Origin of the sequence: Salinicola tamaricis (assembly GCF_003006155.1) — a bacterium.
GTDB lineage: Bacteria > Pseudomonadota > Gammaproteobacteria > Pseudomonadales > Halomonadaceae > Salinicola > Salinicola tamaricis.
Window position 1 is genome coordinate 680,724 of sequence record NZ_CP023559.1, and the last position, 22,757, is coordinate 703,480.

At 66.2% G+C, this 22,757-nt stretch carries 23 protein-coding genes and 4 pseudogenes; 20 read left to right on the top strand and 7 right to left on the bottom strand.

Annotated elements, in window-relative coordinates; translation table 11 throughout:
• Positions 1 to 227: 227 nt before the first annotated feature.
• The 8 genes from CN538_RS20180 to CN538_RS03030 all read left to right on the top strand — a co-directional run bounded on the left by CN538_RS20180 (position 228) and on the right by CN538_RS03030 (position 4,389).
• On the top strand, positions 228 to 386 hold the full coding sequence (locus CN538_RS20180) for a hypothetical protein (protein WP_164999498.1): 159 nt from the start codon (positions 228 to 230) through the stop codon (positions 384 to 386).
• A gap of 106 nt (positions 387 to 492) precedes the next feature.
• Positions 493 to 747, top strand: coding sequence for a hypothetical protein (locus tag CN538_RS03015; protein ID WP_106418527.1), 255 nt, complete (start codon positions 493 to 495; stop codon positions 745 to 747).
• A gap of 552 nt (positions 748 to 1,299) precedes the next feature.
• Positions 1,300 to 1,644, top strand: coding sequence for a hypothetical protein (locus CN538_RS21785; RefSeq protein ID WP_242495515.1), 345 nt, complete (start codon positions 1,300 to 1,302; stop codon positions 1,642 to 1,644).
• Positions 1,645 to 1,663: 19 nt separating this feature from the next.
• Entirely contained in the window at positions 1,664 to 1,861 is a 198-nt protein-coding gene (locus CN538_RS21790; protein WP_242495516.1) for a hypothetical protein, read from the top strand.
• A gap of 471 nt (positions 1,862 to 2,332) precedes the next feature.
• Positions 2,333 to 2,575, top strand: a complete 243-nt coding sequence (locus tag CN538_RS21795) for a hypothetical protein (protein WP_242495517.1) — start codon at positions 2,333 to 2,335, stop codon at positions 2,573 to 2,575.
• Positions 2,576 to 2,693: 118 nt separating this feature from the next.
• Positions 2,694 to 3,380 carry a hypothetical protein gene (locus CN538_RS03025; RefSeq protein WP_106418528.1) on the top strand — a complete coding sequence of 229 codons (687 nt, stop codon included), beginning with the start codon at positions 2,694 to 2,696 and terminating at the stop codon, positions 3,378 to 3,380.
• Between the two features lie 87 nt (positions 3,381 to 3,467).
• Positions 3,468 to 3,593: a hypothetical protein gene (locus CN538_RS24020; RefSeq protein WP_277985084.1), complete on the top strand. Its 126-nt coding sequence runs from the start codon at positions 3,468 to 3,470 to the stop codon at positions 3,591 to 3,593.
• Between the two features lie 19 nt (positions 3,594 to 3,612).
• Positions 3,613 to 4,389, top strand: a complete 777-nt coding sequence (locus tag CN538_RS03030; protein ID WP_242495518.1) for a LysO family transporter — start codon at positions 3,613 to 3,615, stop codon at positions 4,387 to 4,389.
• Between the two features lie 138 nt (positions 4,390 to 4,527).
• Here CN538_RS03030 and CN538_RS25900 read toward each other — a convergent pair.
• A pseudogene (locus CN538_RS25900) lies at positions 4,528 to 6,116 on the bottom strand (carbohydrate porin).
• Between the two features lie 460 nt (positions 6,117 to 6,576).
• On the opposite strand from CN538_RS25900, the gene CN538_RS03040 reads away from it, so the two are divergent.
• The 11 genes and pseudogenes from CN538_RS03040 (at position 6,577) to CN538_RS03075 (ending at position 16,230) form a co-directional block, all read left to right on the top strand.
• Positions 6,577 to 7,842, top strand: a complete 1,266-nt coding sequence (locus tag CN538_RS03040) for an ABC transporter substrate-binding protein (RefSeq protein ID WP_106418529.1) — start codon at positions 6,577 to 6,579, stop codon at positions 7,840 to 7,842.
• A gap of 171 nt (positions 7,843 to 8,013) precedes the next feature.
• A pseudogene (locus CN538_RS03045) lies at positions 8,014 to 8,861 on the top strand (carbohydrate ABC transporter permease).
• Positions 8,858 to 9,695, top strand: a pseudogene (locus tag CN538_RS03050) (carbohydrate ABC transporter permease). The pseudogenes CN538_RS03045 and CN538_RS03050 overlap by 4 nt, the downstream one beginning before the upstream one ends.
• A gap of 104 nt (positions 9,696 to 9,799) precedes the next feature.
• On the top strand, positions 9,800 to 10,813 hold the full coding sequence (locus CN538_RS03055) for an ABC transporter ATP-binding protein (protein WP_242495519.1): 1,014 nt from the start codon (positions 9,800 to 9,802) through the stop codon (positions 10,811 to 10,813).
• Positions 10,738 to 10,923, top strand: a complete 186-nt coding sequence (locus CN538_RS24885; RefSeq protein ID WP_242495746.1) for a TOBE domain-containing protein — start codon at positions 10,738 to 10,740, stop codon at positions 10,921 to 10,923. Before CN538_RS03055 ends, CN538_RS24885 begins: the two co-directional genes overlap by 76 nt.
• Positions 10,920 to 12,026, top strand: coding sequence for an ABC transporter substrate-binding protein (locus CN538_RS03060; protein ID WP_242495520.1), 1,107 nt, complete (start codon positions 10,920 to 10,922; stop codon positions 12,024 to 12,026). Before CN538_RS24885 ends, CN538_RS03060 begins: the two co-directional genes overlap by 4 nt.
• Positions 12,023 to 12,214 (top strand): hypothetical protein, encoded by a 192-nt coding sequence (locus tag CN538_RS21805; protein WP_242495521.1) that lies wholly within the window; start codon positions 12,023 to 12,025, stop codon positions 12,212 to 12,214. Before CN538_RS03060 ends, CN538_RS21805 begins: the two co-directional genes overlap by 4 nt.
• Before the next feature lie 131 nt (positions 12,215 to 12,345).
• A pseudogene (locus tag CN538_RS24025) lies at positions 12,346 to 12,603 on the top strand (alpha-amylase family glycosyl hydrolase); the annotation flags it as partial.
• Entirely contained in the window at positions 12,594 to 13,871 is a 1,278-nt protein-coding gene (locus CN538_RS03065; protein WP_277985085.1) for an alpha-amylase family glycosyl hydrolase, read from the top strand. The pseudogene CN538_RS24025 and the gene CN538_RS03065, both read left to right, overlap by 10 nt.
• Before the next feature lie 300 nt (positions 13,872 to 14,171).
• Complete coding sequence (locus CN538_RS03070; protein ID WP_242495522.1) at positions 14,172 to 15,035, top strand: substrate-binding domain-containing protein; 864 nt, start codon at positions 14,172 to 14,174, stop codon at positions 15,033 to 15,035.
• A 184-nt stretch (positions 15,036 to 15,219) separates the two neighbouring features.
• A complete protein-coding gene (locus CN538_RS03075; protein WP_106418530.1) occupies positions 15,220 to 16,230 on the top strand; it encodes a LacI family DNA-binding transcriptional regulator in 1,011 nt (336 codons plus the stop codon).
• A gap of 36 nt (positions 16,231 to 16,266) precedes the next feature.
• Here CN538_RS03075 and CN538_RS03080 read toward each other — a convergent pair whose 3' ends face one another.
• Positions 16,267 to 16,812: a gluconokinase gene (locus CN538_RS03080; RefSeq protein WP_106418531.1), complete on the bottom strand. Its 546-nt coding sequence runs from the start codon at positions 16,810 to 16,812 to the stop codon at positions 16,267 to 16,269.
• A 491-nt stretch (positions 16,813 to 17,303) separates the two neighbouring features.
• Between CN538_RS03080 and CN538_RS03085 the strand changes: the two genes are divergently transcribed.
• Positions 17,304 to 18,650: a GntT/GntP/DsdX family permease gene (locus CN538_RS03085; RefSeq protein WP_106418532.1), complete on the top strand. Its 1,347-nt coding sequence runs from the start codon at positions 17,304 to 17,306 to the stop codon at positions 18,648 to 18,650.
• A gap of 261 nt (positions 18,651 to 18,911) precedes the next feature.
• Here CN538_RS03085 and CN538_RS03090 read toward each other — a convergent pair whose 3' ends face one another.
• The 5 genes from CN538_RS03090 to rsmA form a co-directional block, all read right to left on the bottom strand.
• Entirely contained in the window at positions 18,912 to 20,048 is a 1,137-nt protein-coding gene (locus tag CN538_RS03090; RefSeq protein WP_106418533.1) for a tRNA nucleotidyltransferase/poly(A) polymerase-related protein, read from the bottom strand.
• An 8-nt stretch (positions 20,049 to 20,056) separates the two neighbouring features.
• Positions 20,057 to 20,383, bottom strand: a complete 327-nt coding sequence (glpE, locus tag CN538_RS03095; protein ID WP_051895652.1) for a thiosulfate sulfurtransferase GlpE — start codon at positions 20,381 to 20,383, stop codon at positions 20,057 to 20,059.
• Positions 20,384 to 20,403: 20 nt separating this feature from the next.
• Positions 20,404 to 21,237, bottom strand: a complete 834-nt coding sequence (locus tag CN538_RS03100; RefSeq protein WP_106418534.1) for a symmetrical bis(5'-nucleosyl)-tetraphosphatase — start codon at positions 21,235 to 21,237, stop codon at positions 20,404 to 20,406.
• Positions 21,238 to 21,476: 239 nt separating this feature from the next.
• Positions 21,477 to 21,860 (bottom strand): Co2+/Mg2+ efflux protein ApaG, encoded by a 384-nt coding sequence (gene apaG, locus CN538_RS03105; RefSeq protein WP_106418535.1) that lies wholly within the window; start codon positions 21,858 to 21,860, stop codon positions 21,477 to 21,479.
• Complete coding sequence (gene rsmA / locus CN538_RS03110; RefSeq protein WP_106418536.1) at positions 21,857 to 22,678, bottom strand: 16S rRNA (adenine(1518)-N(6)/adenine(1519)-N(6))-dimethyltransferase RsmA; 822 nt, start codon at positions 22,676 to 22,678, stop codon at positions 21,857 to 21,859. The genes apaG and rsmA overlap by 4 nt, the downstream gene beginning before the upstream one ends.
• Between the last annotated feature and the right edge of the window lie 79 nt (positions 22,679 to 22,757).

Sequence of the window (22,757 nt, forward strand, 5' to 3'; positions counted from 1 at the left end):
CAGCCAATTTACCTGCGCAACACCCGAATAGCGGAGGGGCTACGGGGTTAAAACGACATCCCGTCACGCTAATATGAATTTATCCGACGCACCAATCCATCAGGCATGGGACTCGTCACGTCATTATATAAAGGAGGGCCTATTGCGTATGGCGACCGCCGGTCCGACACCGTTTGCGACATTCGGCGTCCCGCCGAGAGGTTGACGCTCAGAGACGATCCGGCCCCATGCTGTCACGCTCCGCCTTGGCACTGCTGCCGGCGTCGCTGCGCCCGGCGGCGCGGAGTTTTCTCACCTATCTGGCCACGCTGCCCAGCAGCGCCCCGACGCCTGCCCGACTGCGCAAGCCGCGCGATCTATCTGGTCGCGCCCGCCGGTACCTATAGGCGACGTCGCGATGGCTACCGCTGCCACAACTGCACCAAGCAGTTCAATGTTTTAACAGGTACGCCGCTGAGCCGGCTTCGCTTGGAGGAGAAATGGAAGCCGTGGATGAATTACCGCTTTCAGGGCTTTCCCCAGGAGAGAATCGCTGACTTCCTGGATATCAGCGACAAGGCATCCATGACCTGGAGCCGCGCCTTTACGGCGACCCTGGCGGAGTACGACTCTGAGCTTTACCGCTGGTGGGAGGATCACCAGTCCACCGATATCTCGGCGCTTACGACCGAAGCCGAGGAAGCCCTGGAACAATGTATAATGGCGCTCACCAACCTCAGGACGCTAACCGATAGACACTGCGCCTAATGCGGTTCTTCATCGACCCAACTGGTGACGAGCCGGCGCAACACAGAGTACCAGTGCCATGATTGCGGTCGCCGCTATAACAATCTGACGAAAACACCGCTGGCCAACCCAAATCATATAGCGCTGCGGGCGGACTACGTACGCCTGCTCATAGTGGGGTATCACAATACTGAAATCGGAAAGCGATTGGACTTGAGTGCGCCATTGACGAGCCTGTAGCGGCCGCACTTACTTCAGATTCTGCAAACGCGCTGGCCGCTGCTGGCTCACTGGACGATACCAATGGTCCCGGCGTTGCGTCAGCCAGTCGCGCAATATTTGAGGCCGGTCACACGCGACGCCAAGTACTGAACGTAGCCACCGACGACACCCGACACTGCGATCGCGCCGCGGTCGAACTCAGCCGCCGCTGCCCTCTTCACCCCCGGGCGGGTCTCATCCACACTGCGGGGAGCGCCCCTCGGGCTGGCTGCGGCTGAGCGACCGCCCCCGGCGCATCGATCAGGCCACAGGTCAGGCGTCGTTCACGAACGCCTAGTAGAGGTGAACGCGATGAGAGACATCTCCAGCACCAGCTTCGCGGCGTTCGGCGCCGTGCTCATCGCCATCAGCTATGGCGTGGCGCGTTTCGCATTCGGGCTCTTCGTGCCGCAGATCCGCGACGACCTGGGTCTCACCACCTACACCATCGGGGTGATCGGCGCGCTGCCGCTGGTGAGCTTCCTGCTCTCCAACGGCTTCGCCCCGATACTCGCCAACCGCCTGGGCGCACGCTATGCGGCGATGATCTCGACCAGCTTCGGCGTCGCCGGCCTGGCGCTCATCAGCCAGGCGGCGAGCGCCATCACCCTGGGTATCGGCGTCTTCTCCTGCGGTATCTGCACCGGGCTGATGTGATGCCGGCACTGACGACCGCATGCAGGCCGTGGTCAAGCGCACTCTGCATGCGCGGGTCAGCTCGTTCATGAACGCGGGCACCAGCATCGGCATCATGGTTGCCGTGCCCACGGTGATCGTCATGACCGGCGCCTGGCGCACGGCCTACCTCTTTCACTGCCCTGGCCATCGTTGGCCTGTGCGCGACCTGGTTTCCTGCCGGCGGTATCGCGGCTGACGCCCGCCAACGCCGCCCCACCGCCGCCGCTCGGTGAGCTGCCCTGGTCGCGGCTGATCCGCCTGTCGCTGTTCGCGTTCTTGATGGGCTTCGTCTCGTCGGCGTACTGGATCTTCGCCCCCGACCTGTGATCACCCTCGGTGGCGGCTCGGCGGGCACCACCGGCTGGCTCTGGTTCGCGGTGGGCGTGGCGGGTCTGGGTGGCGCCGTGGTCGCCGATCTCGCCGACCGCAACAATCCGCCGATCACTCAGGCGCTGAGTGATGATGCTCGCCGCCAGCATGCTGCTGCTGGCAGCCAACCCGTCGCAGCCCGGGCTGACGCTCTTTTCGGCACTGATCTTCGGCCTCTCCTACATGAGCTTGACCGGGCTCTATCTGATGACCGGTATCCGCCTGTTGCCGGGGCGCCTGTCGGCGGGCCCGGTGTTTCCCTTCATGGCCGTGCGTTGGGCCAGGCGACGGCTCGCCGGTGATCGGGCGCTTGATCGACCTGTTCGACTACACCTACGCCTTCTCGTTGATCGCCGCACTGGGCATCGTCGTCGCTATCCTCTCGCCCTTCTATCCCGGCTATATCACCGAGGCCCAGGAGGAGCCCGAAGAGGAGGCCGGACTGGAGGGCGCTTACGCCTACCAGCTCCAGGACGAGGCGGGCCAGCCGCTGGAGGATCCGGTGGACGATGCCCTGGAGGAGGCCAAACCCACGGCGTGATCGCGGGCAGGGGGCTAATATCGAATGCGCATGAAATGCGGCCCCCATCATCGGCACGCGTGAACCTTTGGCCCAAACCGGTATCAACAGAGCCAAGCCTCCAGCCTGAGTTCAGACGATGTCCACTCTCACCTCGATGCTACTGTCACTCGCCCTATTGCTGTTCGGTACGACCACGGCGCTGGCGCAAAGCGCACCAACGCCCTTCGTGGCACACTACCGCCTGGCCATCAGCGGCTGGCCGGATGCCACGATCACCCATCGCCTGAGCCGGCACGGCGACGCCTGGGAGAGCGCGATGCAGGCCAGTGTCAAGATCGCCCACGGCAAGGAGCGCGGGCGCTTCACCGTAAAGGGCGATGGCGTGCAGGCTCTCGACTACACCTCCGGCTACTCGCTGCTGGGAATCGGCGATGACTACCATCTGAACGCCAAGCAACTGAAACGCCTGCCCGACCGCCAGACTGCGCTGTTCGAACTTGCGCGCACGGCCCCCGAGGCGCGCTGCCGCAGCGATCAGGTGTCGCCCTGCCAGCTCACCTATCAAGACCACAAGGGGCGTGACAAGACGCTCTTCTATCGGGTGACCGCGAGAAGGAGGTCACCACGCCGGCCGGCAAGTTTCCGGGGTCAGCGTCGATACCTGGGACGCCGACCCGGACAAGCGTGGCCGCCATCTGTTCCTGACCTTCGACCGCGCGTGCCCGGCCTGCTGCTGGCCAGCCGCTATGTGCGTGACGGCGAGCAGCGCAGTCAGCTCACCCTGCTCGATGTCAGTTTCCCGCAAGACAAGGGAGTTGAATGACGTAGCGTCTCGAATTACAGTTTCGACTCGTCAACCGGGCGCCCCAACAGGGCGCCCGTTTTCATTGTTCATGTCGCCGAGGTCGCCATGCTGCTGGGCTTGCTGTGGATACTGTTGCCTGATCGTCGGCTATCTGATACCGGTCCGGCACGCCGGCGTGCGCCCGGCATCGACCGCGGCGTCAGCGCCTCGGTCTACGTCATCTGCTGCTGATGGGCGTCGGCCGGGCGGGATGGAGAACCTGCTGGGGCAGCTCTCGACCATCGGTGCCACCGCGACCACCCTGTTCCTGGTGATCTCGCCGCTCAATCTGCTCGCCCTGTGGTGGCTATCGCGGCGGCCGCTGGCACGGGTCGAGCGCATCGCCGGTGACGATGCGCCGCCGCTGGGCAAGTGGCAGGCAATGAAGGGCTCGGTGCTGCTGTGCGCCGTGGTCGCGCTCGGCGTGCTGCTCGGCGCGGGCATGCGCCTGCTCGGCTGGCACCCGGCGGCCCAGGCCGAGACCCTGGCTACCTGGACCCTCTATGCCCTGCTCGGCCTGATCGGCTGCCAGTTGCGCAATTCAGGGCTCGGGCTGCGCCAGATTCTGCTCAACCGGCTGGGGCTGGCGATCGCCGGCGTGGTACTGGTGAGTTCGCTGCTCGCCGGACTGCTCGCCGCGCCGCTGCTGGCGCTGCCCTGGAACCAGGGCATGGCGCTGGCCGCAGGCTTTGGCTGGTATTCGCTCTCGGGGATTCTGATCGGCGACCAGATCGGCCCCGTGCTGGGCGGGGCGGCCTTCTTCAACGATCTGGCTCGGGAGCTTCTGGCCTTTCTGCTGGTGCCACTGTTCATCCGCGGCGCGGTGCCGCTGGCAATCGGCTACAGCGGCGCCACGGCGATGGACTTCACCCTGCCGGTGATCCAGAAGCACGGCGGCATCGCCTGCGTGCCAGTGGCCATCGTCAGCGGCTTTCTGCTCTCGCTGCTCTCACCGCCGCTGATCCTGCTGCTGCTCTCGTTCAGCTGACCCCGCACCGCTTTTCCGCTCTCGCGGCCAGCACTGCCCGGCATGTCTGAAACGCGACACCCCGCCGATCACGATCGGCGGGGTGTCGGGTCATGCGGCCCGCCGCTGACGGCGGGCCCGAGCCAGGTCGGCTGAGGTCTAGAACCACACCTCCATCTGGGTACCGAAGGTCCACTGCCCGCCGGTGAAGTTGTCTTTACCCAGGGCGTCATCGCCGGCGAAGTTGTTGAGCTCGCTATCCCAGTCGCTGTAGCTGGCGAATACGCGGATCTCCGGGCGCTGCCAGAAACCGCCCACCTGGGGCTTGAAGGTCGGCGCCAGGGTAAAGCGGGTGTAGCCGCCCTCTACCGCGTTACGCCCCTTGTAGCCCTTGGGATCGAGATCCATCCACTGGTAGCTGGCTTCGTACTGCATCTCGAAGTTCTGGGTCAGCTCGTTGGCGAAACGCAGGTTGAAGGTGGCCCAGTCGTAGCTGTCACCGTTGGCGTAACGGTCGTCGCTGGTCTGGGCCAGCACCGCCGGAGCCACACGCCAGCGCGGTGCCACGTAGGTAGTGCCGTAGAGGCCCAGCCGGGTGGTCTTGGCGTCATCGGTCAGGTTGCCGTCGGAGCCCAACGCCTTGACCTCGGCCCCAGTCCTTCGCCATGAATCAGCGCGGCGACGGTATTGCCCTCACTGACCCCGAAGAAGCTGTCACCGTGATAGGCGAGCATGCCATGGAAGCCATGATCCGCCGCTCTGGCGCGGCTGCCGGGTCGCGCTCGTCGTTATCGTTGGCGGAGAGACCGCTGAGCATCCACTGGAACGGGCCGATGTAGTTATTGGTGGAGAGAATCAGGGCATCGGTGCTACCGGTCAGATCCGGATTCTCGCTGCTGACCACCGGGAAGTCGCTGAAGCTGCGCCCGTAGAGCGTGAGGTTGGTGCTCCAGTCATCGTTGACCGCCACGTCGTAGATACCGGCACCGGTACCGGGCGAGGAAGATGAAATCGGTATCGAGCCAATGGATGTCGAAGTTGTTGCGGTCGAAGCGCTTGCCGGCCCAGATCTTGGCGTTCTCGAAGGGACCGGTGAAGCTGGGCAGATCGCTGAACTCGACGAACGCCTGGCGCACGTTGAGCTGTGACTCATCGGCGGTCCAGTCGTTGCTGCTGGTGGTACCGTCCGCCAGCATCATGCGATAGAGCGACTTGGCGCCGTTGTCGAAGGTCTGGTGGTAGTTGAGCACGGTCTCGACATAAGTATCCGGCTCGTTGCCCAGCCGCCCTACGTTACCGCCCGTGGCGCCGGCCGGCGTTAGACCGGGGCCGCCGGGAGCGCTCTTGCCGTCGTCGCGAGCAGCAGCCCGGAGCGCGCGTAGAACACTCAACGAGAGACCATCGTCAGCGTTCTTGGCCGCCTCGGCGCCGCGGGTCTCGGCCTGGCTCTCGACCGCCGCAAGGCGCGTATCGAGGGACTGATCCTCGAGCGAATCGAGTTTCTGCTCGGCCAGATTGGCACGCTGTTCGGCGGTGGCCGCACGCTGCTCGGCCGCGGCCACTCTGGCTTCGAGCGCCGCCAGGCGCGCTTCCAGGCTCTGGTCAGACTGCGCCTGCGCCGAAGAGACCGCCCCTAGGGAGGCCAGCGCCACCCCGATGGCGAGCCCGGTCTTGCGAAACCCCCGGCTCGCCCGACGCGGGCGGCATAGCCGAGAACGTTCGATCACATCGATCGCTGATCTGGACATGACATGCTCCTGTTGTGGTTGTTGTCGTCCCCCTCGCCCGCCTGGCGCTTCTCCGCCAGCTCGGCGGTAGCGCCGCGCCGCCCTCCCCGGGGCCGATTCCGGGCCCCCAGCCCTGGCCCGGGAGTGGCGATATCTGCGAGACGTGACGCAAGGCGAACTTAAACGTTTAAGAGCGTGTGAAAACATCGACAAAAGGCGCTGTGACAAGGTCCTAACGCGCTCGCGTCGGGGTTATCGGCAGCAGATCGTGCCGTTCATCGCTGGTGTCTTTACAACCAAGTCCGGGTTGAGCCGCCGCGACGAAGTGGCATAACTTGGCTGCGAACTTAAACGATTAAGATCGCGTCTGGATTGCCGCAGACCAAGGCGAGCCGCATCCACCGCGACCCTCGGGCGCACGGCGACGACCACCGACGAGATCGCCCACAACAACAACAACGGCACTCCCCAGGAGCCCAGGATGAAAACACGTTCTCTGCTAATGCTGGCGACCACACTGACCATTGCGGGCCAGGTCCAGGCCGCCGATCTCACCATCTCCTGCGGCGCGGTCGGCGCGGAGCTCACGCTGTGCAAGGAGGGCGTCGCGCGCTGGGAAGCCCAGAGCGGCCACAGCGTCGAGGTGGTGTCGACCCCCAACTCGGCCACCGAGCGGCTGTCGCTCTATCAGCAGATCCTCAACGCGCGTTCCGGTGACATCGACGTGTTCCAGATCGACGTGGTGTGGCCGGGCATGCTGGCGCCGCACCTGATCGACCTCGACGAATACCTGCCCAAGGGCACCACCGACGACTTCTTCGAGGCTATCGTCGACAACAACACCGTCGATGGCCGGCTGGTGGCGATGCCGTGGTTCACCGATGCCGGGGTGCTCTACTACCGCAAGGATCTGCTTGAGAAATATGGCCTGGCGGTGCCCACCACCTGGGAGCAGCTGACCGAAGAGGCGCGAACCGTCCAGGCCGGCGAGCGCCAGGCCGGGCACAAGGATTTCTGGGGCTTCGTGTTTCAGGGACGCGCCTACGAGGGGCTGACGGTGGACGCGCTGGAGTGGATCGCCAGCTATCCCGATGGCGGCACCATCGTCAACGACGCTGGCGATATCACCATCGACAACCCGCAGGCGGCCAAGGCGCTGACCCTGGCGGCGAGCTGGATCGGCGACATCTCACCCCAGGGGGTGCTCAACTACACCGAGGAGGAGTCGCGCGGGGTATTCCAGTCGGGCAATGCGCTGTTCATGCGCAACTGGCCTTACGCCTGGGATCTGGTGCAGTCCGAGCAGAGCGATATCCGTGACAAGGTCGGCGTAGTGGCGCTGCCCGCCGGCGGTGCCGACGGTCACAGCGCGGCGGTGCTCGGCGGCTGGAACCTGGCGGTCTCGCGCTACAGCGAGCATCCGCAGATGGCCGCCGACCTGGTGGCGTTTCTGACCTCTCCGGAAGAGCAGAAGCGCCGCGCCATCGAAGGCTCCTACAACCCGACCCTGCCGGCGCTCTACCAGGACAAGGAAGTGCTCGCCGCGGTGCCCTTCTTCGGCACCCTCTACACCACTTTCACCTCGGCGATTCCGCGCCCCTCGGCGGTGACCGGCGACAAGTATCCTCGGGTCTCCAACGCCTTCTTCAACACCGTGCATGAAGTGCTCTCCGGCAAGATCGACGCGGCCCAGGGTCTGGCGTCACTGCAGAGCGAACTCGAGCGCATCAAGCGGCGCCGCTGGTAAGCGGCCGGGAGGCAACCCATGGCAACTCGGCAACCCACGCTGACGCAGACGCCACCCGCCACGCCCCCGGGCGGCACGGTGGACGCCACTCAGCCGACACGACCGCGCCGTGAACGCGGCACCCGGGTACGCCGGCGCCGCGTGCGCGCGGCCTGGCTATTCCTGACCCCGATGCTGGTCGGCCTGGCGCTGGTCGCCGGCTGGCCGCTGGCGCGCACCTTCTGGTTCAGCGTCACCGACGCCAGCCTGTCGAGCCTCGAGGGCGCCAACTTCATCGGGCTCGAGAACTACCTGGTCTATGACAATGGCTGGTACGGCATTCTCGCTGACCCGCTGTGGTGGCAGTCGGTGTGGAACACGCTCTACTTCGCGCGGTGTCGCTGGAGGCGGTGCTGGGGGTGATCGTGGCGCTGGTGCTCAACGCCCACTTCCGTGGCCGCACTCTGGTGCGCGCGGCGATGCTGATCCCGTGGGCGATCCCCACCGTGGTCTCGGCCAAGATCTGGGCGTGGATGCTCAACGACCAGTTCGGGATCATCAACCACCTGCTGATGGCCCTGGGCCTGATAGACGCACCGCTGTCGTGGACCGCCGATGCCAGCCTGTCGATGTGGGCGGTGATCATGGTCGACGTGTGGAAGGCGACCCCGTTCGTCGCCCTGCTGGTGCTGGCGGCGCTGCAGATGCTGCCCTCGGACTGCTATGAGGCGGCCAAGGTCGATGGGATCCATCCGGTGCGGGTGTTCTTCCGCGTCACCCTGCCGCTGATCACCCCGGCCCTGCTGGTGGCGGTGATCTTCCGCGCCCTGGATGCGCTGCGCGTGTTCGACGTCATCTACGTGCTGACCTCCAACGCCGCCTCGACCATGACGATGTCGATCTACGCCCGCCAGCAACTGGTGGAGTTCCAAGACGTGGGCTACGGCAGTGCCGCCTCGACGCTGTTGTTCATGATCATCGCGCTGGTCACGGTGGTCTATCTCTATCTCGGACGCCGCCAGCTGGGAGGTGGGTCATGACGCTGCGCAGACTGAAGAGCATCGCGCTGACTATCGGCTTCTGGCTGCTGGTAGGGGTACTGGTGCTCTACGCCATCTTCCCCTTCTACTACGCCATCGTGACCTCGCTGAAGCCGTCGAGCCAGCTGTTCGAGGTGAGCTACTGGGTCGATAGTCTGGACTTCTCCAACTATGTCACGGTGCTGTCGCAGCCGACCTTCCTGGCCGCAATCCGCAATTCGGTGGTGGTCGCTCTCAGCGTGGTGCTCATCGCCCTGCTGCTGGGCCTGACCGCGGCCTGGGCGCTGGGTCGGGTGCGCTTTCGCGGACGCACCACGGTGATGATGATCGTGCTGGGGTGTCGATGTTCCCCCAGGTGGCAGTGCTCTCGGGCTGTTCGAAGTGATCCGCACGCTCGATCTCTACAACTCCCCCGGCGGGCTGATCCTGAGCTACACCATCTTCACCCTGCCGTTCACGGTGTGGATTCTGACCACCTTCATGCGCCAGCTCCCCGACGACTCGAGGAAGCGGCGATCGTCGACGGCGCCTCCCCTGGGTGACCCTGACCAAGGTGTTCATGCCGCTGCTGTGGCCGGCGATGGCGACCACCGGTCTGCTGGCCTTCATCGCGGCGTGGAACGAGTTCCTGTTCGCCCTGACCTTCACCTGACCGACTCGCAGCGCACGGTGCCGGTGGCGATCGCGCTGATCTCCGGCGGCAGCCAGTACGAGCTGCCGTGGGGGCCGATCATGGCCGCCTCGGTGATCGTCACCGTACCGCTGGTGGTGCTGGTGGTGATCTTCCAGCGGCGTATCGTCTCCGGGCTCACCGCCGGTGCCGTCAAGGGCTGAACGCCTCTGATGTTTTCCGCGACGAAAGCTTCGCGCCACTAAAGCCTCGCGCCAATACAGCTTTGCGCCACTACCGCTTTCCCCGTTTTCGGGTAGGAGAAACTATGGCTGGTCTGACGCTCGAACGAGTCAACAAGCGCTTCGGCAGCACCCAGGTGATCGACGACGTCTCGATGCAGATCGACAACGGCGAGTTCATCGTCTTCGTCGGCCCCTCGGGTTGTGGCAAGTCGACCCTGCTGCGCCTGATTGCCGGGCTCGAATCGATCACCCACGGCGACCTGATGATCGACGATCAACGGGTCAACAATCTGACGCCGCCGGAACGCGGCATCGGCATGGTGTTCCAGTCCTATGCGCTCTATCCGCACATGAGCGTCTACGACAACATCGCCTTCGGTCTGAAACTGGCCAAGCAGGACAAGCAGACGGTGGACGAGCGGGTCCGCCAGACGGCAAAAATCCTGCAGCTCGACGGCCTGCTGGAGCGCCTGCCCAAGGCGCTGTCCGGCGGCCAGCGCCAGCGCGTGGCGATCGGCCGGGCGATGGCCCGCGAGCCCAAGATCCTGCTCTTCGACGAGCCGCTCTCCAACCTCGATGCGGCGCTGCGAGTGCAGACCCGCAACGAGATCGCGCGGCTCCACGAGCGCCTGGGCTCGACCATGATCTACGTCACCCACGACCAGGTCGAGGCGATGACCCTGGCCGACCGCATCGTGGTGCTCAACGCCGGCCACGTCGAGCAGATCGGTACTCCGCGCGAGCTCTACGAGCGCCCCGCGTCGCGCTTCGTCGCCGGCTTCATCGGCTCGCCCAAGATGAACTTCATCCAGGTCACCGCCGAGGCCGATGCCGAGCAAGGCTGCCGCGTGGAGATTCCCGCCGTCGGCCAGCGTACCCTGCCGCTGGCCTTGAGCGCCGGCAGCACCAGCGAGGCGACCCTGGGCGTGCGCCCGGAGCATCTGATCCCACCCCCAGCGAGAGCGGCAATGGGCTGGAAATCGTCAACGTCGAGTACCTCGGCAGCGAAGCCTACCTCTATCTGGAACGCGATGACGGCGAGCTGCTGGTATGCCGCACCCAGGCCCCAAGCCCGTTCCGGCGCGGCCAGCGGGTAACGCTCGACTTCGATCCGCTGCACGCCCATCTGTTCGACTGCGACGGCCGCGCGGTGCCACCGCACGCAAGCCGCGAAGCCCATTGCGAACCGCAGGGAGCCGACTCATGAATCTTCTCACGCATTCCCGTTTCTTGAACAAGTCGCGCGGCTGGCGCGCCACCCTGGGTCTATTGGCACTACTGGGCGCCGTCTCGTCGGCACACGCCGCCGAGGTTGCCATCGCCTGCGGTGGCGGCGGCGACGGCGACTACTGCCCCACCGCGGCACGCGCCTGGGCGGCGCAGAGCGGCAACAGCGTCAAGGTGGTGACCACGCCCAACGCCACCACCGAGAAGCTGGCGCTGTTCCAGCAGCTGCTCAACAGCCACTCCCAGGATGTCGACGTGATGATGATCGATATCGCCTGGCCGGGGCTTTTGGCACCGCACCTGCTCGACCTCGGTGAGGCCGTACCGCCGGCCGAACGCGAGGCCTTCTTCCCCGCGCTGATCGAGGCCGATACCGTCGACGGCCGCCTGGTGGCGCTGCCCTGGTACACCGATGCCGGCCTGCTCTACTACCGCCAGGATCTGCTCGACAAGTACCAGCGCGCGGTGCCCGAGACCTGGCAGGAGATGGCCGATACCGCGGCCAGTATCCAGCAGGCCGAGCGCGCCGCCGGCGCTGACGAGATGTGGGGTTTCGTCTTCCAGGGTCGCGCCTACGAGGGTCTGACCTGCAACGCGCTGGAGTGGATCGCTGGTTACGGCGGCGGGCGCATCGTCGAACCCGACGGCACGATCACGCTGGACAATCCCCAGGCCAGGGCGGCACTGACCGAGGCGGCGAGCTGGATAGGCAACATCGCCCCACGAGGGGTACTCAACTACACCGAGGAGGAAGCGCGCGGGGTATTCCAGAGCGGTAACGCGGTGTTCATGCGCAACTGGCCCTACGTCTGGTCGCTGGCTCAGCGTGAGGGCAGCCGGGTACGCGGCAAGATCGGCGTCGCACCGCTGCCCCACGGCCCCGATGCCGACTCGGTGAGCACCCTGGGCGGCTGGAACTTCGCCGTCTCGCGCTACACCGACACGCCGGAGGCCGCCATCGCGCTGGCGCGCTATATGACCAGTGCCGAGGTGCAACGTCGGCACGCCCTGAACAATGGCATGAATCCGACCCGGATCGCGCTCTACGACGACCCCGAGGTAGTGGCGGCCAACCCACCATGAGCGTGCTGCGTCCGGTGCTGATGAACGCGGTGGCGCGCCCCTCGGCGGTGACCGGCGAGGCCTACGCGCGGGTCTCCAACGCCATCTTCAACGGCGTACACGCGGTGCTATCCGGACGCATCCAGCCGGCGGCGGCACTCGCCAATCTCGACCAGACCTTGACCCGACTCAAGCGGCGGCAGTGGTGATCGCCACGCCGGCCCTGACCCCATATTCACCTTGTGACGAGGAATCCCGTATGACCCAGCAACAGTGGTGGCGCGACGCCGTCATCTATCAGATCTATCCGCGCAGTTTCATGGACGCCAATGGCGACGGCATGGGCGATCTCGCCGGCGTCACCGAACGACTCGACTATCTCGCCGCGCTGGGCATCGATGCACTGTGGTTGTCGCCGTTCTACCGCTCGCCCCAGGCCGATGCCGGCTACGATGTCTCCGACTACTGTGATGTCGACCCGTTGTTCGGCACGCTCGAAGACTTCGACCGCCTGCTGGCCGGTGCCCACGATCGCGGCATGCGGGTGATCGTCGACCTGGTGCCCAATCACAGCTCCAGCGAGCACGTGTGGTTCCAGGAGGCGCTGGCCAGCCCGCCGGGCAGCCCGGCACGCGCGCGCTATCTCTTCCGCGACGGGCGTGGCGAACAGGGCGAACTGCCGCCCAACAACTGCAGAGCATCTTCGGTGGCGCCGCCTGGACCCGGGTCGAGGACGGCCAGTGGTATCTGCACATGTTCGACAGCGCCCAGCCCGACTTCGACTGGACCAACCCCGAGGTGGGTGACGAGTTCGAGCGCGTGCTGCGCTTCTGGCTGGCGCGCGGGGTCGACGGTTTCCGCGTCGACGTCGCCCACGGCATGGTCAAGCAGCCGGGCCTGCCCGACTGGGACGGCGAGCAGGTGATGGTCGAGGGCGGCAACCGCGGCCCGATGTGGGATCAGGATGGCGTCCACGACATCTACCGCCGCTGGCATCGCATCCTGGCCGAGTACGGCGACGACCGCATGATGGTCGCCGAGGCCTGGCTCAAGCCGGAACGGGTGGCGCGCTACATTCGCCCCGACGAGATGCAGCAGGCGTTCAACTTCGACTATATGATCGCCCACTGGGACGCCGTGGAGCTGCGCACCATCATCGACCGCTCGCTGGCCATCACCGGCAACGTCGGCGCTACCACCACCTGGGTGATGTCCAACCACGACGGCGTGCGCCACGCCTCGCGTCTGGGGCTGTCGAACCCCGGCGCACGGCCGCAGAAGATCGGTATCGGCGACGAACAGCCCGACGAGGCGCTGGGGCTGCGCCGGGCGCGGGCGATCATCATGTTGACGCTGGCGCTGCCCGGCTCCGCTTACCTCTACCAGGGCGAGGAACTGGGCCTGCCGGACCATACCAGCATGCCCGACCGCTACCGCCAGGACCCAGCTTTCCACCGCACCGGCGGCGAGGATGGCGGCCGCGACGGCTGCCGCGTGCCGCTGCCGTGGCGCGCCGAGGCCCGGCCTTCGGTTTCAACGACAGCGGCGAGCGCTGGCTGCCGCAACCGGACAACTCCGACTACGCCGTCGATCGTCAGCTCGACCAGCCGGATTCGACGCTCAGCCTATATCAGCGGTTGCTCAAACTGCGCCGCGATCATAACCTTGGCCAGGGCGAACTGGCGTGGGCGCCGAGCCCGCGTGAAGACGCTGGTGCTGACCAACGGCGACGTTCATGTGGTGCTCAACCTGGGCGACGCACCGGTCGCGCTGCCGGCGACACCGGTGCTCGCCCAGAGCCAGCCCGATGCGGTGAGCGACGCGATGCTGGCCGGCAATGCGGCGGTCTGGCTGCGCGCGACCTGACGCGGAAATGACGGCCGGCGCCGCGGCCGTCATCCGCCCCTCGACGAGGAGATTCGAGCATGTCCCCGGCCCTCTCTGCACGGCGCCAACAGCACGCGACGCGGCGTCCCATCTGCGGCCTGCGAGCGTGAGCCCGACCAAGCGCATGACGCTGAAGACGGTGGCCGCGCGTCTCGGCGTCTCCGCCGCCACCGTTTCCAACGCCTTAACCGTCCCGACCAGCTCTCCCAGGCCCGGCGCGAGGAGATTCTTGCCGCCGCCGCGGCGCTCGGCTACCACGGTCCCGACTCCCGCGGGCGCATGCTGCGCACCGGTCGTTCCGGCATCATCGCCATGCTGCTGGCGGAAAACCTCTTCTATAGCCTGAGCGACAGCGTCGCCAGCGAGCTGATCGCCGGCGTCGCCGCCCAGCTGGATCAGCACGGTCACTCGCTGATGCTGCTGCCCGGGCGCCTGGAGCAGACCACCGGCGGCGTCGACATGGCAGACGGCATCATCGTCTACGGCCTGCACGGCGCCTCCTCGCACATCCTCGACCTGATCGCGGGGCGCCCCGCCGTGGCTATCGACATCGATCTGCCGGGCATTGCGGCGGTGAACATCGACAACTATCCGGCCAGCCTCGCCCTGACACGTCACGCCCTGCGCCAGCCTCCCAGGCGAGTCGCCATCGTCGGGCTGCGTCTGACCCAGTCCCACGTCGGCCAGGTCGGCCTGGATGCGCTGCTGTCGGCCGATCTCACCATCACCCGGCGACGCCTGGACGGGATCTTCAAGGCGCTGACGGAGGCCGCTATCGACCCCAGCAGCGTGGCGCTGTGGAACATCGACCAGAACACCTACGACGGCTGCGTGCCGGTGGTCGCTGAGCTGCTCGATCAGCCCGCGGCGACACGCCCGGACCTGCTGATCTGTCTCTCCGACCGTATCGCCCTGACCGCCATCGACCTGGCCGAACGGCGCGGGCTGCGGGTGCCGGCAGATCTGCGCATCACCGGCTTCGACGGCATCGCCGAAGGTCAGCAGCGGCGCCCCCGCCTGACCACGGTCCGCCAGGACAGCGCGGCAAAGGGCCGGCTGGCGGCAGCTATGCTGCTCGACCTCGAACCGCGCCGCTCACGTACCCTGGAGACCGAGCTGCTGATCGGCGATAGCGCCCCTTGAGCACGGGCTCTACCCCACCTCCGGCAATCCGATCGGCTACAACCATGGCCGCACAGCCAGTGCCTCGGTGTCATGCTAATCTCCCCGGAGTTACCGCTAACCATCATCACCGGACCCGCCTGGGGCGCGATGCTGCTCATCGATCGCCAGCGTCGGGCGCCACCGCTGTGCTGGGGAGATCGTCATGCCGCGCCGCACGTCGGGACGCGTCACGCTTCAGGATATCGCCGATCGGGTCGGGGTCACCAAGATCACCGTCTCGCGCGCGCTGCGCGAGCCGCAGCGGGTCTCGCTACCGCTGCGCCTGCGCATCGAGGCGGCGAGCGCCGAACTCGGTTATATCCCCAACCACGCTGCCGGCGCGCTGGCCAGCGGCCGCAGCCACAGCGTGGCACTGCTGATCCCGTCGCTCTCCAACGCGGTGTTCTCGGATATCCAGCGCGGTATCGAGGAGGGCCTGCGCGCCGCCGGCTATCAGCTGCTGATCGGCCATACCGGCTACTCGATCCTCGAGGAGGAGCGGCTGATCGATACCTACCTGGGCTATGGGGTGGATGGCCTGGTGCTCTCGGGAACCCGTCACACCGAACACGCCGAGCGGCTGCTGCGGCGCGCCGGAGTGCCGGTGGTGGAGACCCTGGAGCTGACCCCGGCACCGCTGGACATCAACGTGGGGCTCGATCAGACCGCCGCCGGCCGCGCACTGACGGAGACTTTCATCGCCCGCGGCTACCGTCGGATCGGCTTTCTCGGCGCGCGCATGGATCACCGCGCCCAGCTGCGCATGGCAGGTTGGGAGGCGGCGCTACGCGCTGCCGATCTCTCCACCGAGTACTGTCTGACCACGCCGCAGCCGTCGAGCTATCGCCTCGGCGGCGAGATGCTGGGGTCGATGCTGCAGCGCTGGCCGGCGCTGGAGGCGGTATTCTGCTGCAACGACGACCTAGCCGCCGGCGCGCTGTTCGAATGCCAGCGCCGCCGCCTGGCGGTACCCGACGCACTCGCCCTGGCCGGCTTCAATGGGCTCGACATCGTGGAGGCGACGACCCCACCCCTGGCCACGGTGGTGACCCCACGCCGACGCATCGGCGAGGTGATCGCCGAGCGCCTGCTGGCGCGCCTCGGCGGCCAGCCCTGCCGGCCGCAAAGTGAGGATCTGGGATTCGAGGTGCGCTGCGGCGGCAGTATCGGCTAGCCCATCCCGTTCTTGCCCAGTCCGATCTTGAACTGACTAGGAGGCCGCGCTGTCGGCCTGACGGGCATAGCGCTCGGTCAGCGCCTCGGTGGCGCGCTCGACCACGGTCTCGATGCTGGCATCGATATCCACCGTCACCGCCTCGTCGGGGCCAGGGGCTTCCAGCGTCGCGAGCTGGCTGTCGAGCATCGCCTCACCCTTGAAGAAGTGGTCCTCACGCGACTGGATGCGCTCGAGCAGCAGCTCGCGGCTGCCGCACAAATAGACGAAAGTGAGCGCTGGATCGCCCTCGCGCAGCGTGTCGCGGTAGCGGCGCTTGAGCGATGAACAGCCCACCACCAGCGTCTCGCCCGCCGCACGCGCCTCACCCAGGATCTCGCTCAGCCGGGCGAGCCAGCCGGCGCGATCGTCGTCGTTGAGCGGCTCGCCCCGCGACATCTTGGCCACGCTCGCCTCGGAGTGGTAATCGTCACCGTCGAGGAAGCGCCCCTCCAGACGCGCTGCCAGGCGCTGCCCGATTTCGGTCTTGCCGCAACTCGACACGCCCATGACGACGATGCGATGTCCCTGATTGGTTTTCATGCCTCGGACTCTTTTCGCTGATGAATCGGTCTGCTGATGAATCTTTCTGCTGGCGGCGCGCGCCACCGGATAAGCCCACATCGCCTGGCGGTTGTGATAGGCGTTCTTAGAGGGTGTTTACAAATTCGTCGAGCGAAGGCAAGACAAGGCAAAATCGGTCGAAAAAGCGGAATTTACATGGGGTAAATGAGCATTTTGAGGCCGATTTTAACGCCGTATTGCCGAGCGTAGGCATTTTGTAAACACCCTCTTAGGCGTAACCACCAGCGAGCGGCTTGTCTCTACACCTTTAGGCGCATTGTTGCCGCCGAGCTGTTACCGGTAACATCCATTCTCGCCAACTCCACACCGAAGCACAACGCCACCAAAGGCGCATAGCGTCCCGCGGGATATCGCCCCCGGCAGGTGCTGGACGCACCACGTCCGCGGCGACATCCGCCAGCGCCTCAACTGCCAGCAGGTGCTTCGCTCACAAAGGGTTTTTCATCCTCATGGACAGTCCCACCTCTCTGATCCTCGCCGCGCTGGGGAGCATCATCGTCCTTCTTTACCTGGTCATGCGTCTGCGCCTGCACGCCTTCGTGGCGCTGCTGGTGGTCAGCGGTGTCGTGGGTCTGGCGACCGGCATGGGCGTCGAGGAGCTGCTGAACACCATCGAGAAAGGCATGGGCGGCACGCTCGGCTTCGTCGCCACCGTGGTCGGCCTGGGCGCGATGTTCGGCAAGATGCTGGAGGTCTCCGGCGGGGTCGATCGCCTGGCCAGCACGCTGCTCGGCAAGTTCGGCGAGAACCGCTCGCAGTGGGCGATGGGGGTCACCGGCTTCCTGGTCGCGATTCCGGTCTTCCTCGACGTCGCCTTCATCATCCTGGTGCCGCTGATCTATGCCCTGACCCGGCGCACCGGGCGTTCGCTGCTCTATTACGGCATCCCGCTGCTCGCCGGGCTCGCGGTCACTCACTCGTTCATTCCGCCGACACCTGGCCCGATCGCGGTGGCCAAGCTGATCGGTGCCGATCTCGGCTACGTGATCCTGTTCGGCGCCATCTGCGGCCTGCCCGCCATGATCATCGCCGGGCCGCTGTTCGGGCGCTGGATCGCCAAGCGCATCGATGCCCAGATTCCCGATTACATGGAGCTGCCCAAGGAGCCGGGTGATACCCGCGACCTGCCCAGCTTCAAGCTGATCCTGTCGATCATCCTGCTGCCGCTGGCGCTGATCGTGCTCAACACCGTCTCCGGCGTGTTCCTGCCGGCGGACAGCCCGGTACTGGCCGCGCTGACCTTCCTCGGCCACCCGTTCGTGGCACTGACCCTGGCCACCCTGCTCGCCTTCACCTGCCTGGGCACTCGCCGCGGCATGACCCGCGAGCAGGTGATGGAGGTCGCCACCAAGGCGCTCGAACCGGCCGGCATCATCATCCTAGTCACCGGCGCCGGCGGCGTGTTCAAGCAGGTTCTGATCGACTCCGGCGTCGGCGGTGTGATGGGTAACATCATGGCCGAGAGCGCGCTGCCGCCGATTCTGCTGGCGTTTTTGATCTCCACCGCGGTGCGCGTGATCCAGGGCTCCGCCACCGTAGCCATGATCACCGCCGCCGGCCTGATGGCACCGGTCATCTCGACCCTGGGCCTGTCGGGTCCGGTGCTCGGTCTGATCGTGATCGCGATCGCCTCGGGGGCCACCGTGCTGAGCCACGTCAACGACTCCGGGTTCTGGCTGGTCAACCGCTACTTCGGCCTTACCGAAGCGCAGACTCTGAAGAGCTGGACAGTGATGGAGACCATCATCGGCCTGACCGGTCTGGTCATGGCGCTGATCGTGGGCCTGTTCGTCTAGGCTCTATACGAAACTACCTGCGCTCGGAATACGGCGTTAAAAATCGGCTCAAAATGCTCATTTACACCTCGTAAACTCCGCGTTTTCGCCGATTTTTGCCTTGTCTTGCCTTCGCTCGCTGACTTTTCGTACAAACCCTAGGCACGCGCCATAATGTCAAACGCCCGCGGCGAGTGATCGCCGCGGGCGTTGTCGTCTGGCAGTGGAGATCCGGGAGGGGGCTCCGGGACGCGAAGGCCCCTTCACCTCGCTCCCCCTTGTCTACGCTGTCTCCAGCGCCTCGCGGATGGTCTGCTCTCGCCGCCGGGCTAGCTCCTGCCCCAGCTGCAGCCCGCGCAGCCCCTCGTCGAGCAGCGCCTGGGGTAGGATCTGGGACGCCAGCCGCCAGGCCAGGGCGAGGTCCTTGGCCAGCGCCGGGGCTTCGTGGGCGATCAGCGCCAGCAGCGGGTCGAGGCGTTCGGGCCGACGCCAGGCGTCGATACCATCGAGCCAGCGCATGATCTCTCCGGCACGCGAATCGGCATGGTCACAGCGCTGGCGTAGCTCGCGGGTGAGCGCCGCCTGGCGCATGGCGTCACGGTAGCGGTTGGGGGCCTTGACGGCGTCGTTGAGCGCGCGCTGGTCATCAGCCGCGAGATGCTCACCGAGGCGCGCCCAGCGCCAGACCGCCGGCTCGGCGAGATCGTTCGGCACGCTCTCCAGTCGCGCCAGGGCCGCCGACAAGGTATCGTCGGCCAGCGCTGGCATCAGTACCGCCAGCGCACCGCACTCATGCAAGGTCTCGAAATAGGCCGCGGGGTCGGCCTCGGCCAAGGCCTTTTCCGTCTCGGTCCAGACGCGTTCGGCGACCAGATGCGCGATTTCGCCCCCGGCCACGAGCTGACGCATCAGCGCCAGGGTCTCGCCAGCGATGGTGAACCCCAGATGACGGTAGCGAGCAAGAAAGCGTGCCGCACGTAGCACTCTCAAGGGGTCCTCGACAAACGCCGGCGACACGTGGCGCAGGAGCCTGGCCTCGAGATCGGCACGCCCGTCGTAGGGGTCGACCAGCTCACCGTCTGCACCCTCGGCCATGGCATTGATGGTGAAATCCCGCCGCGCCAGATCCGCCTCCAGCGTCACCTCGGGGCTGGCGTGAACCTCGAAACCGGTATAGCCGTGACCGCGCTTGCGCTCGGTGCGCGCCAGCGCGTACTCCTCATGGGTCTGCGGATGCAGGAATACCGGAAAGTCTCGCCCCACCGGCTGGAAGCCGCGCTGGCGCATCTGCTCGACGCTGGCACCCACCACCACCCAGTCGCGGTCACCGACCGGCCAGCCCAACCGGGCATCGCGCACCGCGCCGCCGACCAGATAGACCTCGAGACCGTCAAGACAGGAATCGTTGCCAGCGTGCATGGCGCCTCCTATCGGCTGACCCGTTCAGGGTGTCGATGCGCCCAGTCGACGAAACCGCCGTCCAGGCTGTAGACCTCACTGAAGCCCTGCCCGGCGAGCCAGGCGGCGGCCTGCTGGCTGGAGTGGCCGTGGTAGCAGACCACCACCAGTGGCTGTGCGGTGGGGGTCTGTTCGACCAGCTCGGCGGCGCTGGAGTTGTCCAGATGGCGGCTGCCGGGAATGTGCCCCTGGGCGAAGCTCAACGGATCGCGGATATCGACCAGGGTCAGGCTGCGTCCTTCGCCCAGCCATTGAATGAGTGTGGCAGCGTCGAGATGTTCGAATGGATGTGGCATGTGCCCTCTCTGAGATGGCGTCAGCGTCGCAGCTGCTGCGACGGTTCGGCGATGCGCTCGCCGCTGTCGAGATCGAGCGCCGTGAGCGAGCCGCCCCAGACGCAGCCGGTGTCGAGCGCCTCGGCACGCACGCAGGCCCCGGGCGTCTGCCCCTCCAGCGCGGCCCAGTGGCCGAATAGCAAGGTAAGGCCTTCCTCACGCGGATGCTGGCGCGGATAGGTGAACCAGGGGGCGAAGCCCGCCGGTGCACTGTCGAGCCCCTCTTTGGCGCTGAAATCGAGGGTACCTTCGGCGTCGATGAAGCGCATCCGAGTAAAGACGTTGACGATGCTGCGCAGGCGGTCCAGCCCCTCCAGCGCCGGCGACCAGCGCGCCGGACGGTTGCCGTACATCTCGGCGAGAAAGTCATCGACCGCCTCACCGCCGAGCACTGCCTCGGCTTCCGCCGCCAGCTCGCGAGCCTCGGCCAGCGACCACTGCGGCAACAATCCGGCATGGGTCATCACCCGATTGCGGGCCGGGTCGGCGACCAGCAGCGGCTGGGCGCGCAGCCAGCCCATCAGGGCGTCGCACTCCGGCGCTGCGAGTATCTCGGCCAGGGTATCGTTGCGCTTGAGCTTGCCGTGACCGCGCGCCACCGCCAGCAGATGCAGGTCGTGGTTGCCCAGCACCGTCTCCGCCGCGCCCTCCAGCGCCATCACCCGGCGCAGGCAGGCGAGCGACCCAGGGCCGCGGTTGACCAGGTCGCCGGCCAGCCACAGTCGATCACGGGAGGGCGAAAAGTCGAGCCGCGCCAGCAGTGCGTCGAACTCAGCGTAGCAGCCCTGCAGGTCGCCGATGGCGTAGGTGGCCATAGTCGTCGTCCTTCTCGATGGTCGGTTCTAGGCTTTGTACGAAAACTACCTGCGCTCGGCAATACGGCGTTAAAAATCAGCTCAAAATGCTCATTTACACCCCGTAAACTGGAGCGCCAGCCCGGTCCGTTTTCGCCGATTTTTGCCTTGTCTTGTCTTCGCTCGCTGACTTTTCGTACAAACCCTAGGTCGAGGGCTGGGGAGCCCTCCGGGATGAACGGGTCGGCACCCGGCGCAGCTCAGTGCACCTGGTTGGGGGTCGCCAGCCGGAACGGTGCGATAGTGACCTCGAAGGCCTCCTGGCTGGCGAGATCGGTGCAGCCGTAGCTGCCCTGCATCACCCCCACCGGGGAGGCCAGCACCGCGCGGCTGGTATAGCGGAAACTGTGACCCGCGGCGATCGCCGGCTGCTTGCCGACTACGCCATTGCCGCGCACCTCCTGCACCTTGCCGTTGCCCTGGGTGATCTTCCAGTAGCGCGACAGCAGTTGGATCTCGCGGGTCGAGCGGTTGTGCACCGTCACTGTATAGCTGAAGACATAGCGCGATTGCCCCGGATCCGACTCGTCGGCACGGTAGTCTGGCTCGACCTCGACCAGAATCTGCGTGGCCAGCTCGCTCATGCCTCGCGCTCCGTGACTCGGTTGGCGATGGCGACCAGTTCCGCCACCGTCAGTGTCTGCGGCCGGCGGCCGGGGTCGATCCCCAGCGTCTCGAGTTCGCTGGCCTCGACCAGCCCCTTGAGATTGTTGCGCAATGTCTTGCGCCGCTGGCCGAAGGCCTCGCGCACGATCTCGGCGAAACGCGACTCGTCGTGCGCCACGACGGGCAGTTCGGCGTGGGGCGTCAGGCGAACGATGGCGGAATCGACCTTGGGCCGCGGCACGAAGGCTTCCGGCGGCACCACGAACAGCGACTCCACCTGGCAGTGGTACTGGGTCATCACCGACAGGCGGCCCCAGTCGGGCCCACCGGGCTCGGCGGCGAGACGCTCCACCACTTCTTTCTGCAGCATGAAGTGCATGTCGGCGACGGCGCCGCGCGATGCCAGCAGATGGAAGATCAGCGGCGTGGAGATGTTGTAGGGCAGGTTGCCGACCACCCGTAGCGGGCGGCCATCCGCGGCCGCCAGCGCGGGGAAATCGAACTTGAGCGCATCGCCCTCGTGGATCACGAAATCCGGATAGGCGAAGAACTGCACCCGCAGCCCAGGGATCAGATCGCGGTCGAGTTCGATCACCTCGAGCGCACCGGCGGCCTGGAGCAGCGGCTCGGTCAGAGCGCCCTGCCCTGGGCCGATCTCGACCAGGCGCTCTCCCGGACGCGGCCCGATGGCGCGCACGATGCGTGAGATCACGCCGGCATCGCGCAGAAAGTTCTGACCGAAACGTTTGCGGGCTCGCGGCAGCGCGCCACGCGGATAATCGGCTGGGTTAGCCATTGACAACGAATTCCTTCAGAGGTCGTTTACCTGAAAGCTGCACGGGACAGCGGTGTAAACACCCTCTCGGTGAGAGAGA